Origin of the sequence: Pseudodonghicola flavimaris (assembly GCF_030164425.1) — a bacterium.
Taxonomy (GTDB): Bacteria; Pseudomonadota; Alphaproteobacteria; order Rhodobacterales; family Rhodobacteraceae; genus Pseudodonghicola; species Pseudodonghicola flavimaris.
This window is the reverse complement of the sequence record NZ_JASNJD010000007.1, coordinates 25,826-42,813: the sequence shown is the minus strand read 5'-3', so window position 1 is coordinate 42,813 and position 16,988 is coordinate 25,826. Positions and strand designations below refer to the sequence as shown.

Genomic DNA, 16,988 nt, shown 5'->3' with positions numbered 1-16,988 from the left:
CATGTCTATCGTGACCAACACGCCCAAAATCAGCACCTGCAAGGATCACCTCCGCGCGCCGCGCGTGCCGGGGAAACCGCAGGCCTCATCCCGCGTGAGAGGTGGCCTGAGATCTGCGGCCGGGCGGCAGGGGACCGACTCAATGGACCGATCCCGGGGCCGGAGGGCGCAGGCATGAACCGCTCCTTCGTCCTGCGCAACCCGTCGATCCTGGTCTTCCTGGCGCTTCTGGCCTTCTTCACCCTGGCGGTCACCGCGCTCTCCGAGGGGTTCGGCGTGGCTCTCATCTCCACCTCCTTCGTCAAGACGCTGGGCAAGACGCTCTGCCTGGCGCTGGTGGCGGTGGCGATGGATCTGGTCTGGGGCTATTGCGGCATCCTCTCTCTCGGTCATTTCGCCTTCTTCGGGCTCGGCGGCTATATGATCGGCATGTGGCTGATGTACGAGCGCACCCGCGGCATCGTCGAGGCCTCGCTGGCCGAGGCACCGATCCCGCCGACACCGCAGGAGGTGGTCGATGCCATCGGCAACCAGATCTTCGGCGTCGTGGGATCAAGCGAATTTCCCCTGGTCTGGGCCTTCGCCGACAGCCTGGTGCTGCAATTGCTGCTGGTGGTGATCCTGCCCGGGCTCCTGGCGCTGGTCTTCGGCTGGCTCGCCTTCCGCAGCCGGGTCACCGGGGTGTACCTGTCGATCCTGACCCAGGCGATGACGCTGGCACTGTCGCTCTACCTCTTCCAGAACGACAGCGGCCTGCGCGGCAACAACGGGCTCTCCGGCCTGCAGAACCTGCCCGGGCTCGACGCGGTGCCGCAGGCTGTGGTGTCGATCTGGTTCCTCTGGGCCTCCGCCCTCGCCCTCGGGCTCGGGTATCTGCTGGCGGCCTGGCTGGTCTCGGGCAAGTTCGGTTCGGTGGTGCGCGGCATCCGCGACAACGAGGCGCGGGTAAGGTTCCTGGGCTATTCGGTGGAAAGCTACAAGCTGGTGATCTTCACCCTCACCGCGATGATCGCCGGCATCGCCGGGGCGCTTTATTATCCGCAGGCGGGCATCATCAACCCGGCGGAAATCGCGCCGATCGCCTCGATCTATCTGGCGGTCTGGGTCGCCATCGGCGGGCGTGGCCGGCTCTATGGCGCGGTGATCGGGGCGGTCTTCGTATCGCTGGTCTCCACCTGGTTCACCGGCGGTCAGGCGCCCGATGTCAATCTGGGCTTCTATACCGTGAAATGGGTCGACTGGTGGCTGATCGTGCTGGGGCTATCCTTCGTCCTGGTCACCCTCTTCGCACCGAAGGGCATCGGCGGGCTCTTCGACCTGATCGCGGCGCGGCGCGGTCCGGATCGCCATGGCGACGATCTGGGCCCGGATCAGGGATCGCTGCGCGAGAAGGAGGCGGTGGAATGACCGAGTTGAAAGGCCAGCTGCTGGAGGTTTCCGGCGTCTCCGTCACCTTCGACGGCTTCCGGGCGATCAACAATCTCTCCTTCTCCATCGGCCCGGCGGAAATGCGCGCGATCATCGGGCCCAATGGCGCCGGCAAGACCACCTTCATGGATATCGTCACCGGCAAGACCCGGCCCGACGAAGGCCATGTGCTCTGGGGAGAGAAGAGCATCAACCTGATCGGCATGAACGAGGCGCGGATCGCCCAGGCCGGGATCGGCCGCAAGTTCCAGCGCCCCACCGTCTTCGAGGATCAGAGCGTTTACGACAACCTGCTGATGGCGGTGAAGAACGCCCGCGGGCCGTTTTCGGTGCTGCTCTATCGCCCCAGCTTCAAGGATCGGGGCCGGGTCGAACAGCTGGCCAGCGAAATCGGCCTGGCCGAGGAAATTCACCGCAAATCGGGCGAGTTGAGCCATGGCCAGAAGCAATGGCTGGAGATCGGCATGCTGCTGGCGCAGGAACCCCGGCTGCTGCTGGTCGACGAACCCGCTGCCGGCATGACGCTGGCGGAACGCGAACAGACCACCGACATTCTGGTGGAGGCCGCCAAGACCCGCGCCGTGGTGGTGGTGGAGCACGATATGGAATTCGTCCGCCGGCTGAACTGCAAGGTGACCGTGCTGCACGAGGGGTCGGTGCTGGCCGAGGGCAGCCTTGACCACGTGACCGCCAACCAGCAGGTCATCGACGTCTATCTGGGGCGCTGAGCGATGCCGATCGCATATCCCCCGCAGCACCCGAGAGGCTGACATGCTGAAGACCGAAAATCTGACCCTGCATTATGGCCACAGCCAGATCCTGAACGGCATCTCCTTCGAGGCCGCCGCCGGAGAGGTCACCTGCGTCATGGGCACCAATGGCGTCGGCAAGACCTCTCTGCTCAAGGCGCTGTCGGGGGCGCACCCGCGCTCCGGCGGGACGGTGGAGCTCGACGGCGAAACGCTGGGGGTGCTGCCGTCGCATCAGCTGGCACATAAGGGTGTGGGATATGTGCCGCAGGGGCGGGAGATCTTTCCGCTGCTGACGGTGAAGGAGAACCTCGAGACCGGTTATGCCTGTCTGCCGGCCTCGGAGAGGTTCATCGCCGACGAGATTTTCGAGCTGTTCCCGATCCTCAAGGATTTCCTCGGTCGGCGCGGCGGCGATCTGTCCGGCGGCCAGCAACAGCAGCTGGCGATCGCCCGGGCGCTGATCACCAAGCCGAAGCTGCTGCTTCTGGACGAGCCGACGGAGGGCATCCAGCCCAATATCATCAAGCAGATCGGCGAGGTGATCAAATTGCTGCGCGACCGTGGCGGCATGGCCATCGTGCTGGTGGAGCAATATTTCGATTTCGCCTATGGGCTGGCCGACCGCATCGTGGTGATGCGCCGCGGCGAGGTGATCCTGAAGGGCCCAAAGGCCGAGATCAGCCGCGACCAGCTGTTGTCCAAAGTTTCGGTCTGAGCCGGGCGCCGGCCCGGATCAGGAGGCCCGCGCGACGCGGTCGCGCAGCACCCGTTCCAGAAACTGCCCGGTGGCGTGATAATGATCGCGCAGCAGCCCGGACGCGGCATCGGCATCGCGGCGCAGCGTCGCCTCCAGGATCGCCTTGTGTTCGGCCTCCACGTCGCGCTCATGCCGCAGCGTGGCCGAGCGCAGCGCCATCACCCGGTAGCGTTCGGTTTCGGTGTTCAGCTTCTCGGCGAAATCCAGCAGCCAGGCGGAGCCGCAGGCCGAGATCAGCGCGGCGTGAAACTCCCGGTGGCGGCGCTCCAGCTCGTCAAAGCTGTCCTTGTCGATCTCCCGATCGGCCTGGCCAAGCCGTTTGACGATGATCGAAAGCGCGTGAAAGCTTGCCACCAGCGCCGCTTCCCAGTCGTCGTCCCCCAGACCGATGGACCGCCGCAGCGCCTCGCCCTCGACGAAGATCCGGCTGTTGACCGCATCCCACATCTCCTCGACCGACAGCGAGCTGACCCGGAACCCCCGCTGCAGCGCCGAGACCACCAGCCGCTCGCCCTGCAACCGGTTCAGCGCCTCGCGCAGTGGCGAGAACCCGACGCCATATTGCTGCTTCAGCTGCTCCAGCCGCAACGGCTGATGCGGCGCGAACAGCCCGTCGATGATATCGGCGCGCAGTTTTTCATAGACGGTGTTGGACAGGGTCATGGCGTCTTCGAACTCCAGCTTTGGCCCGATGGCCGTGGCGGCATAACCAACGGCGGTTATCTACGCAACCTTTCATGGTTATCGACGTGATGCAATATTTTCGAAAATCTGGCTTTACTTCGATCTTCGACTCGCGCAGGCTCCGGGCAACCAGCAAAGGAGATCCCATGTCCAGGCACGATCAGTACCGCGAAGAAGTCGCCGGCCGGGCGAATGTCGAAGATACCCCCGAGCTTGTCCGCTATTACGACGATCTGAAAAGGAAGGGCGTCGGCGCGCTCTGGACCGTCGCCAACAAGATCGAGCCGTGGGAGCCGGTCTCCTCCTCCGTCCCGATGCTGTGGCGCTACAAGGACCTGCGTGCCGATGTGCTGCGCTCGCTCGATCTGGTGACGCCGGAGAAGGCCGGGCGCCGGGTGATCTATCTGGACAATCCGGGCCGCTCCGATGTCGCTGCCGCCGTCGGCTGGATCTATGCCGGGCTGCAGGTGATGCGGCCGGGCGAACGCGCCTCCGCCCATCGCCACTCCGCCTCCGCCGTGCGCTTCATCATGGAGGGCGCTGGCGCCTATACCATCGTCGATGGCCATAAGATGACGCTGGGCGCCAATGACTTCGTGCTGACCCCGAACGGCACCTGGCACGAACATGCGGTGGAGGAAACCGGCACCGAATGCCTGTGGCAGGATGGCCTGGACATCCCGCTGATGAATGCCCTGGAATCGAATTTCTACGAGGTGCATCCCGATCTGCATCAGGCCGTCACCCATCCGGTCAACGACATGACCCGGACCTGGGGCAACCCCGGGCTGACCCCGGGCGGCGGCGCCTGGTCCAAGGGGTACAGCCCGCTCTTCAAATACGAATGGGACCGCACCTACGAGGCGCTGAGCAATTACGCCGCGGTCAGCGACGGCTCCCCTTTCGACGGCATCCTGATGGAATACGTCAACCCCACCAACAACGGCCCGGTGATGCAGACCATGGGCGCCAGCATGCAGATGCTGCGCCCGGGCGAGAAGACCAAGGCCCACCGCCATACCGGCAGCTACCTCTATCAGGTCTGCAAGGGGTCCGGGTCCTCGATCATCAACGGACAGAAATTCGACTGGACCGAACGCGACATCTTCTGTGTGCCCAGCTGGGCCTGGCATGAACATGCCAATGGCTCGGCGACCGAGGATGCCTGCCTCTTCTGTCTCAACGACCTTCCGGTCATGCGCTCTCTGGGGATTTACCGCGAGGAAGCGCTGGCCGAAAACGACGGGCACCAGCCTGTGACCGCCTAAGGAGAAGACCCTACCATGAAACTCGTTACCTTTCGCCCTGCCCCCGACGCGGCGGGCCGCCTCGGTGTTGTTCTGGACGATATCGTCGTCGATGTTCCCGCCCTGGGGGCAGCGATCGGAGAACCGCTTCCCGCCACCATGCTGGAGCTGATCGACCTCGGCACCCCCGGCCTCGATGCGCTGCGGGCGATCATCTATGACCGCAGCAACCTCTGGCCGATGGGCACCGCCCGGCCACTGGCCAACGTCAAGCTGCTGGCGCCGATCCCGACGCCGCGCAAGAACATCTTCGGTATCGGCCTGAACTATGCCGAGCATGTCGAGGAATCGAGCCGCGCGCTCGACACCGGCAAGGAGATGCCGAAAGAGCCGGTGATCTTTTCCAAGCCGCCGACCGCCATCACCGCCCCCGGCGACCCGGTGCAGCATGACATCACCATGACCCAGCAGCTGGACTGGGAGGTCGAGCTGGCGGTGATCATCGGGGCCCGCGCCACCAAGGTCGCCGAGGCCGACGCCATGGGCCATGTCTGGGGCTACTCGGTGCTGGTGGACATCTCCGCCCGCGACAACCGCCGTGCCGGTCAGTGGATCTATTCCAAGGGGATGGACAGCTATGCCCCCTTCGGCCCGATGATCGTCACTGCGGATGAGATCGAGGATCCGCATGGTCTGGATCTGTGGCTGACGGTGAACGGCGTCGAAAAGCAGCGCTCGAACACCAAGCACATGTATTTCAAGATCCCTGCCCTGATCGCTGATCTGAGCAAGGGCATCACGCTGGAGCCCGGCGACATCATTGCCACCGGCACGCCCGAGGGCGTCGGCGCCGGCCGCGATCCGCAGGAATGGCTGTGGCCCGGCGACATCATCGAGGCCTGCGTCGAGGGTATCGGCCTGCTGCGCAACCCGGTCATCGCCTCCGGTCCGGCAGAAACCGGGGGAAAACGGTCGTGAGCCAGAGAGGCTTCCGCGCCGCCGTCGCACAGCTGGCGTCGATCCCGACCGACTCTCTGGCCACGGCAGAGAAAGCGGCCAAGACGGTGCGCGAGGCCGCCGGAAACGGCGCACGGCTCATCGTCTTTCCCGAGGCGCTGATCGGCGGCTATCCCAAGGGGGCGTCTTTCGGCGCCCCCATCGGCATCCGCAAGCCCGAGGGCCGCGAGGCCTATCGTGTCTATTACGAGACTTCCGTCAGAATCGACGGGCCGGAACTGGCGCTGGTCGCCGAGGCCGCCGCCGAAACCGGCATGGTGGTGGTGATCGGGGTGATTGAACGCGACGGCGCCACCGTCTATTGCACCGCGGTCTACATCGACGGCAGCCGCGGCATCGTCGGCACCCACCGCAAGCTGATGCCGACGGGCGGCGAACGGCTGATCTGGGGCTTCGGCGACGGATCGACCATGGACGTTATCGACACCGAGCTGGGCCGCATCGGCGCGGTGATCTGCTGGGAGAACTACATGCCCATGCTGCGCATGCACATGTTTGCCCAGGGAGTGGAGTTCTATTGCGCCCCCACCGCCGACGACCGCGACAGCTGGGCCGCCACCATGCGCCATATCGCGTTGGAAGGGCGCTGCTTCGTGCTGTCCTCCTGCCAGTACATTACCCGCGAGGCCTACGGGCCCGACCATGAATCGGCCCTGGGCGACGATCCGGAAACGGTGATGATGCGCGGCGGCGGCATGATCGTCGATCCGCTGGGCGAGGTGCTGGCCGGCCCCGATTTCAGCGGCGAAACCGTGCTCTATGCCGATCTCGACCCCGACCGGATCGCCCGGGCGAAATTCGATTTCGACGTCGCCGGCCACTATGCCCGCCCCGACGTCTTCAGTCTTGAGGTCGATACGCGACCCAAGGCGGCCGTGCGCCGGATCGGAGGCTGAGAGCGATGTTCTACGACTGCGCCGAGCATCCGGAGCCATTCGTCTACAAGCTGATGACGGCGACAGTGACGCCGCGCCCGATCGCCTGGGTCTCGACCCTGTCGCAGGACGGGGTGGTCAACGTGGCGCCCTACAGCTTCTTCAACGTGATGGGACACGAGCCGCCCACTGTGGCACTGGGGCTGTTGCGCGACCCGGCCAAGGGGTTGAAGGACACCGGTGAGAATATCTCGGCCACCGGCGAATTCGTGATCAACCTGGTACCGCGCGACATGGCCGATCAGATGAACATGACCGCGGTGAATGCGCCGCGCGGCCACAGCGAGGCGGAGATCGCCGGGCTGGCCACCGCGCCGTCGCGCCTGATCGCGCCGCCGCGTCTGGCCGAGGCCCCGGTGTCCTTCGAATGCCGGCTGCTGACCGCGGTTCTGACTGGGCCGAAGCAGATGGTGGTGATTGGCCGGGTGGTGGCGATCCATATCGCCGACCGGTTCCTGCTGGATCCGGCACGCGGCTATGTCGATACGCCGGCGCTGGATCTGGTCGCCCGCATGCATGGCGGCGGCTGGTATCGTCATGGCGGCGAGATGTTCCATATGGACCGCCCTGTCTTCGACCCCGCCGCTGCGCCCCCGCCGCGAAAGGACTGAGGCTCGCCACCCTGCCCGCGCCCCGGCTCTCCGGCTCGGGCGCGGTGTCCTGTACCCAGCGGGCCCGGCATCCCCTCCCTTGCCGACCCGGGACGCCCCGGTAAACCGCTCCACCGCGACATTTCATTCCGATTACAGAGGCAATTTTCTCTCGCACTTACAAGGCGTTCCGGCCTATTGTCGCGCCATGCGCCTGCTTCTTGTCGAGGATACCACCGATCTGGCCGATGCCGTTGCCCGCGCGCTGCGCAGCGAGGGGCACGCGGTGGATCTGGCGGCCTCCTGCGTTGCGGCAGAGGATGCGCTGGCGCTTGTCGGCTACGATGCGATCATCCTCGATCTCGGCCTGCCGGATGGCTCCGGGCTTGATCTGCTGCGCGGGCTGCGCGCCCGGGGCGATCGCACCCCGGTGCTGGTGGCCACCGCGCGGGACCAGATCAGCGACCGCATCGCCGGGCTCGATGCCGGGGCGGACGACTATCTGGTCAAACCCTTCGATCTGGGCGAGCTGGCGGCGCGGCTGCGCGCCAACGCCCGGCGCGCCAGCAGCGACCCGGCGGCCGAGATCGATCTGGCCGGCCTGCGCATCGACCGGGCGCGTGGCCGGGTGTTTCGCAAGGATGCGGAAATCCACCTCACCTCGCGCGAATGGGCGCTGTTCGATGCGCTGCTGGCCGGGCGCGGCCATGTGCTGTCGAAGGCCCAGCTGGAAGACCGGCTCTATGATTTCGATGCCGAGATCGAGGGCAACGCGGTGGCGGTCTATGTCTCGCGGCTGCGTTCGAAGCTCGGCGCCGGGGTGATCGAGACGCGCCGTGGCCTCGGGTATCTGGTGCCATGACCCGGCGCTGGTCCCTCAGCGGGCGGGTTACGGTTCGCGTGGCGCTGGCGGTGGCCGTCGGCTGGGTCATCGCATTCGGCCTGGCGCTGGCCGTCATCAATCACGAGGTCAACGAGCTTCTGGATGCGACACTGGAAAGCCAGAGCCTGCTGGCGCTGGAGATGGTCCGCACCGGCCCGGCCGAGACCCTGCCGCTCAATTCCGCGGAAGCCGTGCGGGTGATCCGCGACGGGGTCGAGACCCGCGCCGCCGACTGGCCCCCCCTTGCTGCCGACGGACATTGGGAGGGCGGCGGCTGGCATGTGATGCGCCAATCCGCCCCCGCCGACGGCGTGATCCTGGAGCTGGGCCAGAGCGAGGCCTGGCGGCGCGAGGAGATGATGGAGATCGCCCGCGCCTTCCTGTGGCTGATGCTGCCGTTCCTGGCGCTGGTCCTGTTCATCCTGCGCGGCACCATCGCCCGCGGGCTGGCCCCGGCGCAGGATCTGGCGCGCCGGGTCGGCGACCGGGATGCCCGCGATCTGTCACCGATTTCGGCTGCGGATCTGCCGCGCGAACTGGCCCCGGTGCCGGAGGCCTTCAATGCCTATCTGGCGCGGATCGAGACCCTGCTGAGTGCCGAGCGCGCCTTTGCCGGCCATGCCGCGCATGAGCTGCGCACACCGATTGCCGCCGCCTCGGCGCAGGCGCAGCTGATCGCCGCCGGCACCGCCGGGCCGGAATCCGCGGCCCAGATGGCCCGGGCGCTGAGCCGGCTGGGCGATACCGTGGAACGCCTGTTGCAGCTGTCGCGCGCCGAGGCCGGGATCGGCGATGCCGCCTCCCGCGCCGATCTGGTGGCCGTACTGCGGCTGCTGATCCGCGACCTGCCCCGCGACCGGATCCGCTTCGACGACGGCGATCTGGAGACCGCGTGGGTCGCCATCGACCCGGACGCGCTGGCGATCCTGCTGGGGAATCTGCTGCGCAACGCCGAGGCGCATGGCACCGGTCTGGTGTCGGTGCGGCTGCGCCCGGGGCCGGTGCTGAGCATCACCAACCCGGTGGCGCCGGGTGCCCGGCTCAGGCCGGGCCGGTTCGACAAGTCCCCCGACTCCGCCGGCGCCGGGCTGGGCCTCACCATAGTCGAGACCATCGCGCGGCAGAACGGCATCGACCTGCAGATGTCGGTGGCGGAGGACCGCGCCGAGGTGGCTCTGCGCTTTCCGCCCCGTCCAGCCGGCGACAGCTGAGCCGCGCCAGGTACGTTCAGCCCGAGCGGATCCGGGCGCGGTGACGCCGCCCCAGGCGGGCCACCGCCAGCCGCATCAGCGCGAAACCGGACTGGAACACCAGGCCGAAGGCGATCACGCCAATGGCGAAGACGATCAGCTTGTCGCCAAGCGTGTTCCAGCGGTCGGCCTCACGCAGGACGACAGCCACCCCCTCGTTCACGCCGATGGCGGCGCCGGTACTGGAGGACATCACCAGTACGAAGAAGGCTCGCACGATATTGGGAACGAAGAGCAGCGCCCCGTCGAGCGAGCCGCGCCGCAGGCTCCGCAGCGCCTCGCCGCCATTGTCGGCCGCATAGGCCGCCGCATAGGGCACCAGCGACAGCGCCACGATCATCGGCCCCGACGGCGCCAGCGACACCCCGCCCAGGCTGAAATCGCGCGGCACCACATTCAGCAGATAGAACATCACCACGAAGGTCGGCGCCGCCCGCATCAGCCCCAGAACCGGCGCCACCGCATGGCGCCAGGCCCGCCCCCCGGCACGGGCCAGGGCCAGCGGCAGCCCCAGGGCCAGCCCCATCGCCAGCGCCAGGCCGGCGATGCGAAAATTCACCACCATGGCGCTGGCCAGATCGCGCGGATAGCCCGACTGCAGCAGCTCGGCGATCATGCTCATGCCCCTGCCCTCCGACGTTCGATGGCGCGGCGAGTGCGGGTGCTGGCCCAGACCACCAGCGACACCACGCCCAGATAGAAGACCAGCACGATGGCATAGGTATCGCCGCGCCCGGAGGAGAAGGAGGTGATATCGGTCAGCGCCGCCAGCAGCTCCGGCGCACCGGTGAAGCTGGCCACCGGCGTGCCCTTGGCGGCATTGACCAGGAACGACAGGATCTGGGTCAGCGACCGCGACATGGCGGCGCCGAACAGCGGCAGCGTCAGGCTGCGCCCCAGTCCCTGTTCGCGTCTCAGGCTCTCGGCCGCCTCGCCGATGGCCTGCCCGGCATTGGCCCCGTTCATCAGCCCCAGCGCCACGATGGCGGCGCCAAGCGCCACGCCGGAGGAATAGGTGAAGAGAACATGCGCCACCGCGGTGACCACGACCAGCGTCAGCAGCACCGGCGAGGATTGCAGCGCCACCACGATCAGCCAGGACAGCGCCCGGGTCAGCCGGAACGGCAGCGCCGACAGCGCCCCGACACCGACGGAGAACACCAGCGTCGCCACCAGCGCCCCGAAGACCAGCACCAGCGAATTGACGATCCCGGCCAGGAACAGATCCCAGGCCGGCTGGGTCATCAGCATCGGCAGTGACGGGCTGAAGCCCAGGTTGCGCTCCGTCCAGGCCAGAACCTGTTCCACCCGCGGGGCGAAGGCAGTGGGCGGCGGCACCGCGTTCAGCGCCGGGATCAGGCAGCTTTGCGGCGTCTCGCTACAGGCCCGGCTCTGCCACAGCCGCTGCTGCTCCTCCAGAAAGGCGGTGAAGATGCCGCTCTGCCGCGCGAGGGCGAGGAATTCGCCGTCCCGGTGCATGATCTCGCTGATCAGGTCGAGGGCGCGGGCCAGTTCGGTGCTACCGGTTGCGGCCACCGCCATGCCCCAGGGCACCGGGTCGAAGCCGAACTTGCGGTCGAAGGCCTCGGCGATGGGACCCGTGCGCAGATAAGAGGCGAAGAAGCTGTCGTCATGGGCGACGAAGCGGCAGGTGCCGTTGCGCAGGGCCTCCGGCAGGCGGCTAGCACTGTCGAACAGCATCACCCGCACGTCGCGCGACACGATATGCGCATTGGCGTAATTGCCGATGGTGGTGCAGACGGTCCGGCTGCGCAGGTCGTCCCAATCCGATACCGCCACATCGCGCGGGCCGACAATGATGGTCTCGGACCGGTAGTAATGCGGCCGGATGAACCGCGCCTCTGTGTCACGGCGGGTATTGTGGCCCATGGTGGCGATGACCACATCGGCGGCGCCCTCGGCAAGGGTGGAGATGCGCGTGGCGGGGCGCACCGGCACCCATTCGGCCACGACCCCCAGATGCGCCGCCAGGGCACGCGCTACTTCGATATCGTAGCCGGTGCGGTGGCCGCCCGCCTCCGTGGCGAACAGCGGATAATTGTCGCGCACGCCGATCCGCAGCTTGCCGGAACAGAGCACCTGCAGCAGCCGGTCGGGTTCCGGCGCGCCGCAGGTGGCCGGCATCCCGGCGCGCAGATCGTCCAGCAACCGCTCCAGCCCCTGTTCGGGGGTCTCCGCCGTGGCAGTGGCGGCCCAGAGGGTCAGGATCAGGCCGAGACAGCCGCCAAAGAGACGCGCGATCAAGCCGCCGCCCCGGCCGCATCCGGCGCCGCGATCCGCAGCACGGCGACCTCGGTGAACACGTGATCGCCGATCCGATGGATGGTCCGGCCCAGCTCTCGATCCAGGATCTCCGGCGTCATCCAGATCAGCTTCTCCGCCGCGACCGGGATCAGCAGCCGGTCTGCGATCTCCATCGTCAGACCCTGCGCTGCCAACACCGCGCGGGTTTCGTCCAGATCGGTGAAGGCGTTATGGGCGACGATGGCAGAGCCGCCCGGCGCCAGATGCTCGCCAAGCCCGGCGATCATCGGCCCCAGCAGGCGGCGGCCGTCGCGGCCCCCATCGCTCCAGGTCGGCAGCCGGCCATCGACCGATGCCGCATGCATCGGGAAATGCGGCAGGTTCGCCAGCACCAGATCGAACCGCCGTGCCCCGACCGGCGCATAGAGATGGCCAAGCCCGGTCTCGACCCGCGCCGGGAGACCGAGGCCGCCCAGCAACCGACCGGTTTCGTCGAGCGCATCCGGTTCCACATCGACGCCGAAGAGCTCTGCCGCGCCGAGCTCGGCGGCTGCGGCCAGCAGCACGCCGCTGCCGCAGCCGATGTCCAGCACCCGGGCGCCGCGCAGCCGCGGTCCCAGCAACAGGACCTGACGGAGAACGGCCGAGGTGTGAATGCTGGGCCGGAAGGCGGAAACGGTGGCGGTATCAATGCTGCTCATGAGAAAGCCCTGCGATTTGGAAAGTGTCTCGGGTCGAAAGCCGGGCGATCTGCACCTGCGCCACCGGGTCATGCGGCCGGAGCGCCAGAACCGCGCGATACCCCGCCAGCGCCGCCTCACGATCGCCGGCGGTCAGCGCGTCGAAGGCATGGCGGGTCAGGCGGGCCAGTTCGATCGCTTCGGTGGAGGGGCGCAGCTCAGGCTCCGCCCCCTCGACCCCGAGAAGCTCATAGACCGTGGTCCGGGCCCGCCGCCCCTTCAGCGACACCTCATCGACCGGCCGCACGCACAGCCGGTCGCCAGCCTCGCGGAAGGTGTCCTGGCTGATGCAGATCAGCGTGCCATACTCCTTGTTCAGCGTCTCCAGCCGCGCCGCGATATTCACCCCGTCGCCCAGCACGGTATAGCTCATCCGCTCCCGCGAACCGACGTTGCCGACCAGCACCGCGTCGGAATGGATGCCGACCCGCAGCCGCATCTGCGGCGCATCGGCATCGCGCCAGGTCTCGTTCAGCTGGCCCAGAACATGCTGCAAACGCAGCGCCGCGACACAGGCATGCCAGGCGTGATCCTCCAGCGGCGCCGGCGCGCCCCAGAAGGCCATGACCCCGTCGCCGACGAATTTGTCGATGGTGCCCTGTTCCTGGTGCACCGATTTCGACACCAGCTCCAGCATTGTGGAAATCCGGTCGAGGAGTTCGCGGGAGGCCATCTTTTCGGCCAGAGTCGAAAACCCCTCCATGTCGGAGAAGAAGATGGTCAGGAATTTGCTCTGACCGCCGACCTCCAACCGCTGTTCCGAAGTCAGAAGCTGGCGCACCAGACCCACCGGCACGAAGCGGGCGAAGGCCTGCACCGCGATATCGAGGGTTTCAATCGCATGCGACAGCGCCGCGATTTCCCGGACCGAGGAATGGACCACCGGCAGATCGTCGGCCGGCTCCAGCGACCGGATACGCTTGACCTTGGCCGACAGCCCGCGCAGCGGCGCCGCCACCCGGCTGGCGATCAGGTAGATCAGGAACAGCTGCACCGCCACGGCGCAGAGCCCGAAGGTCACCATCTGGCGGTTGTGGCGGCTGAGCGTGGCAGTGAAATCCGACAGCGGCGTCACCACCAGGAGCCGCCAGGGCTTGCCGAAGCGGGCGCCGAAATCCGTCAGCCCGACCAGATAGTCGCGCCCGTCCTGCGAGAAGGGATAGACCTCTGCGCTGCCGGTCACCGGGCGGTTGGCATAGGCCAGCGCCACCAGCCGGTTGCCGACATCGGCGACATGGCGCAGATGCACCGCCTCATTGGCGCTGCCATAGACCGAGGTGCCGTCCGAGGCCGCCAGAACGTTGCCGTTCTCGTCCAGAAGATAGCTCACGCTGTTGGGGCTGAGCGGGTTCTCCGCCAGATAGTTTGAAAACCGGTCGAGCGTCACATCCACCGCCACCACGCCGGACAGCCGATCGTCGGGCCCGAAGGGGGCGGCGACGGAAAACCCCACCAGGCCGAGCGCCCAGAACAGCTCCGGATCCGTGGTCAGCGTGCCACCGGCGGCGACGGCCTGACGATACCAGGCGCGCTGGCGCGGATCGTAGCGGCTGGGTTCGGAGACCTCGCCCAGTTCGGTCTGATGCGCGTCGAGGAAGATATAGCGATCCTGAACCGGCGCACCCGCCTTCGGTTCCACCAGCCGATAGGCATATCGCGTGCCCTCCGGCGGCACCTGCCCCAGCACCGGCTGCGACGGATCGCCGATCCGCCGGGCCTGCCGGAACGATCCGTCCTGCAGCCCGACATAGACGTTCAGCACCGTGGGGCTGTGTTCGAGCACCCGGAACAGATAGCTGAGCGCGCGGTCGTCCGCGAAGAAGGCCGGTTCCTGATGGCCCAGCTCGGCCGCCGTGGCGATCTGGCCGGTCAGATGATCGAATTCTCCGACGATATCGTCGATCGCCTCGCTGCGGAACCGTTCGACCAGCGCTGTGGCGTGATCGCGCACCACGCGGTCGGTGGAGCGGTAGTTGATGTCGATGATCGCCAGCAGAACCGGCACCGTCAGCGCCATGACCACCAGCAGAACCGCCGGTTTCAGCGGGACGGAGAACCGTCGCCGCGGCGGCGCCGTCCGCCCCTGATCCGGACCCTGCGGATCCGTCGTCGCCTCTGCCAGCTGCCGCGTCATCGCCTGCTCTCGTCCTCGGCTTCGCGGAAGCGCCTCCGCGGTGTCACTTCTGCGGCGCGACCATGTCCGCCCCCTGCTCGGCGCCCATCCCGCGCGCGTTCCGGCCCGCGGCTTTCGCCGGGTGTCGCATGGCGCAGGTTTGGATTCGGACGTCCGGGGGTACCCTAGCAGCCAGCGCTGCCGCCGGCTTCAGGTTTTCGTAAGGTCAACGCCAGGCCGGGCGCTCCGCCCATGCCTGATGCCGATTGATGGGCAAAATTCCTCAATAAATGATAAAATTCATTATGGAATCCGAAAGCAGGGCCATTTTTGGCCCCGCTTCTCGTTGTATCTGTGGAATCCCTGCCGCAATCGGAACCCGCGCCGGGATCAGCCGGCCCCTGCCAGCATGGTCTCGACCAGTTTCTGCACCCGCAGCGCCTCCTCCGGCGTGGCGAGCCGATGCGGTTTTCCGGCGATGCACAACAGCAGGTCGTCCAGCTGCGCCCTGAGGCTGATGGCGCGCGGGTCCTCCGGCGGCGGCGCCAGATCGGTGAAAGCCCCGCCGTCAGAGACCGCGTCAATGTAGAATTCGGAAATCCGCCGGCTGGTGATGCTGCCCTTCACGGTCAGCTCCTGCCGGTCCGGCTGGGCACCGCCGACGCTGGCGAGAATGCTCACCGGGACGCCGGTGGCGGTTTCCAGCCGCGCCAGCAGGTGGGTTTCGCACAACACCGGGTCCGCCGGATAGGACGGCCGCGCCCAGACCACCTGCAGCGGCCCGAGAATGCGTTCGGAGAAGAACAGGAAATGCGAGATCACCTCGCGGGTCATGCCGCCCTCGGCCCGGAAGCGCAGCCAGTCTGCGGCCTGTTGCCAGGCCCTGGGCCAGGCCGCATAGGTCACCACCATGTCGACGCCGGCCAGATCACCCAGCTCTCCCGCCCGGGCGGCGGCCTGCACATCGGTCAGCGCCGCCCCCGCGGCCTGGGTGAAATTCACTGCCGCCGGCACCCCCGCCGCGTTCAGCCCGGCGACCAGCGCCTCGCTCTCGGCCACATCGACACCCAGCGGTTTTTCCAGGAACACCGCCTTGCCGGCCTCCGCTGCCGCCAGGGCATAGGCCTTGCGTGGCACCGGCGGGCAGGCAAGATAAACCAGATCGGCGGCGGCGATGGCCGCCTCCGGCGAGGCGGCGACGCCGGCCCCGGCAGAAAGCTCCGCGGCCAGTCGGCAGGCCTCGGGGTCCGGGTCCCAGATCGCCACCGGGGCATATCCCTCGTGACGCTCCATATGCTCCAGCATCCGCCGGCCCATGATCCCCAGCCCGATCACTGCGGTTTTGACAGTCATTCTCTTCGTCTCCGGCTCAGACCGCGCCCTGGCTCAGCAGCGCGGTTTCCATCATCATATGCACGCCCTTGTTGCCGTTGACCGTCTGCGTGATCCGCAGATCGCCGGCCAGCGAACAGAGCATATAGGCATCCTCGCGGCTGAGCCCGGTGCGTGCAACGATCAGCGCGATCATCTCGCGCAGTGCCATCTCGGCACAGCGGTTCAGATCTTCGTGCAACCCCATCGTGATCAGATGCGTCGGCGTCTCGGCCTGTGGCGTACTCAGCTCCATATCGTCGCGCAGGGTCAGTCGGAAGCGCCCCTGAAGCGCGGTCTCGATCGCGGTCACGCAGACCTCGCCATCGCCCTGGACCCCGTGGCCGTCGCCGCAAGAGAACAGCGCGCCTTCGGCATGGACCGGCAGAAAGAGCGTCGTGCCCGCCACCAGTTCCTTGTTGTCGAGATTGCCGCCGTGGGCGCGGGGCTGGATGGTCGAGATCCGGCCCCAATTCGGCGGCGGCGCCACCCCCATCACCCCGAAGAAGGGTTTCAGCGGCAGCTCCAGCCCCCAGGACAGCTGCCCGGTCATGGCATCGAGATCGAGCGGAATGATCTCGGTTCTGGCCTCGGGGAACTCCAGCGGCAGGGTGCCCGACAGCGGTCGGATGATGTTCCAGCCCCAGTCCTGACGCAGCGTGACATCGAGGATATCGACCTGCAGCACCTGCCCCGGCCGGGCCCCGGTGACCGCAACCGGACCGGTCAGGATATGGCCGGGCTCCTGCCGCGGGCTGCGCGCGTGGATATCGAAGAGCTCGGGCGGAATATGGCGGCCGGAGGCGGGATCGGGGATCTGCCCCGGCCCGCCGGAGACGGTGTCGATCACGACGACGGAACCGCTCTCGACCTCAAGGGCGGGCGCGAGGGCCGCATCGAAATAGCCCCAGGCACAGGTTTCGGGGCTGGCTTTCAGGTGGTGGGTCATGGTCAGG

Annotated in this window: 16 protein-coding genes; 9 read left to right on the top strand and 7 right to left on the bottom strand. The window is 67.3% G+C overall.

Annotation, left to right across the window (positions count from 1 at the left end; genetic code table 11):
• The first annotated feature begins 174 nt into the window (after window positions 1–174).
• Genes urtC through urtE form a run of 3 tightly spaced genes read left to right on the top strand, consistent with a single transcriptional unit; the run spans window position 175 to window position 2,895 of the window.
• Window positions 175–1,407: an urea ABC transporter permease subunit UrtC gene (urtC, locus tag QO033_RS11060; RefSeq protein ID WP_284481034.1), complete on the top strand. Its 1,233-nt coding sequence runs from the start codon at window positions 175–177 to the stop codon at window positions 1,405–1,407.
• Complete coding sequence (urtD, locus tag QO033_RS11055) at window positions 1,404–2,156, top strand: urea ABC transporter ATP-binding protein UrtD (RefSeq protein ID WP_284481033.1); 753 nt, start codon at window positions 1,404–1,406, stop codon at window positions 2,154–2,156. The genes urtC and urtD overlap by 4 nt, the downstream gene beginning before the upstream one ends.
• Before the next feature lie 43 nt (window positions 2,157–2,199).
• Window positions 2,200–2,895: an urea ABC transporter ATP-binding subunit UrtE gene (gene urtE, locus QO033_RS11050; RefSeq protein ID WP_284481032.1), complete on the top strand. Its 696-nt coding sequence runs from the start codon at window positions 2,200–2,202 to the stop codon at window positions 2,893–2,895.
• Between the two features lie 18 nt (window positions 2,896–2,913).
• Here urtE and QO033_RS11045 read toward each other — a convergent pair whose 3' ends face one another.
• Window positions 2,914–3,600 (bottom strand): GntR family transcriptional regulator, encoded by a 687-nt coding sequence (locus tag QO033_RS11045; protein ID WP_284481031.1) that lies wholly within the window; start codon window positions 3,598–3,600, stop codon window positions 2,914–2,916.
• 167 nt (window positions 3,601–3,767) lie between these two features.
• Here QO033_RS11045 and QO033_RS11040 point away from each other — a divergent pair, with 167 nt between their 5' ends.
• The 6 genes from QO033_RS11040 (at window position 3,768) to QO033_RS11015 (ending at window position 9,504) form a co-directional block, all read left to right on the top strand.
• The gene (locus tag QO033_RS11040) at window positions 3,768–4,889 is read left to right on the top strand and encodes a cupin domain-containing protein (RefSeq protein WP_284481030.1); all 1,122 of its coding nucleotides are present in this window, start codon (window positions 3,768–3,770) and stop codon (window positions 4,887–4,889) included.
• A 15-nt stretch (window positions 4,890–4,904) separates the two neighbouring features.
• A complete protein-coding gene (locus QO033_RS11035; protein WP_284481029.1) occupies window positions 4,905–5,846 on the top strand; it encodes a fumarylacetoacetate hydrolase family protein in 942 nt (313 codons plus the stop codon).
• Window positions 5,843–6,781 carry a carbon-nitrogen hydrolase family protein gene (locus QO033_RS11030; protein ID WP_284481028.1) on the top strand — a complete coding sequence of 313 codons (939 nt, stop codon included), beginning with the start codon at window positions 5,843–5,845 and terminating at the stop codon, window positions 6,779–6,781. Before QO033_RS11035 ends, QO033_RS11030 begins: the two co-directional genes overlap by 4 nt.
• Window positions 6,782–6,786: 5 nt before the next feature.
• Window positions 6,787–7,431 (top strand): flavin reductase family protein, encoded by a 645-nt coding sequence (locus QO033_RS11025; protein ID WP_284481027.1) that lies wholly within the window; start codon window positions 6,787–6,789, stop codon window positions 7,429–7,431.
• Window positions 7,432–7,618: 187 nt separating this feature from the next.
• A complete protein-coding gene (locus QO033_RS11020; protein ID WP_284481026.1) occupies window positions 7,619–8,272 on the top strand; it encodes a response regulator transcription factor in 654 nt (217 codons plus the stop codon).
• Entirely contained in the window at window positions 8,269–9,504 is a 1,236-nt protein-coding gene (locus QO033_RS11015) for a histidine kinase dimerization/phospho-acceptor domain-containing protein (RefSeq protein WP_284481025.1), read from the top strand. Before QO033_RS11020 ends, QO033_RS11015 begins: the two co-directional genes overlap by 4 nt.
• A 16-nt stretch (window positions 9,505–9,520) precedes the next feature.
• Here the strand turns inward: QO033_RS11015 and QO033_RS11010 are convergent, their stop codons facing one another.
• The 6 genes from QO033_RS11010 to QO033_RS10985 all read right to left on the bottom strand — a co-directional run bounded on the left by QO033_RS11010 (window position 9,521) and on the right by QO033_RS10985 (window position 16,981).
• On the bottom strand, window positions 9,521–10,165 hold the full coding sequence (locus tag QO033_RS11010; protein ID WP_284481024.1) for a hypothetical protein: 645 nt from the start codon (window positions 10,163–10,165) through the stop codon (window positions 9,521–9,523).
• Window positions 10,162–11,808: a transporter substrate-binding domain-containing protein gene (locus tag QO033_RS11005; RefSeq protein WP_284481023.1), complete on the bottom strand. Its 1,647-nt coding sequence runs from the start codon at window positions 11,806–11,808 to the stop codon at window positions 10,162–10,164. Before QO033_RS11005 ends, QO033_RS11010 begins: the two co-directional genes overlap by 4 nt.
• Window positions 11,805–12,509, bottom strand: coding sequence for a methyltransferase domain-containing protein (locus QO033_RS11000; protein WP_284481022.1), 705 nt, complete (start codon window positions 12,507–12,509; stop codon window positions 11,805–11,807). The genes QO033_RS11005 and QO033_RS11000 overlap by 4 nt, the downstream gene beginning before the upstream one ends.
• Window positions 12,496–14,682: an adenylate/guanylate cyclase domain-containing protein gene (locus QO033_RS10995; protein ID WP_284481021.1), complete on the bottom strand. Its 2,187-nt coding sequence runs from the start codon at window positions 14,680–14,682 to the stop codon at window positions 12,496–12,498. The genes QO033_RS11000 and QO033_RS10995 overlap by 14 nt, the downstream gene beginning before the upstream one ends.
• 369 nt (window positions 14,683–15,051) lie before the next feature.
• Window positions 15,052–16,014, bottom strand: coding sequence for a Gfo/Idh/MocA family protein (locus tag QO033_RS10990; RefSeq protein WP_284481020.1), 963 nt, complete (start codon window positions 16,012–16,014; stop codon window positions 15,052–15,054).
• Between the two features lie 16 nt (window positions 16,015–16,030).
• A complete protein-coding gene (locus tag QO033_RS10985) occupies window positions 16,031–16,981 on the bottom strand; it encodes an acetamidase/formamidase family protein (protein ID WP_284481019.1) in 951 nt (316 codons plus the stop codon).
• Window positions 16,982–16,988 lie beyond the last annotated feature (7 nt).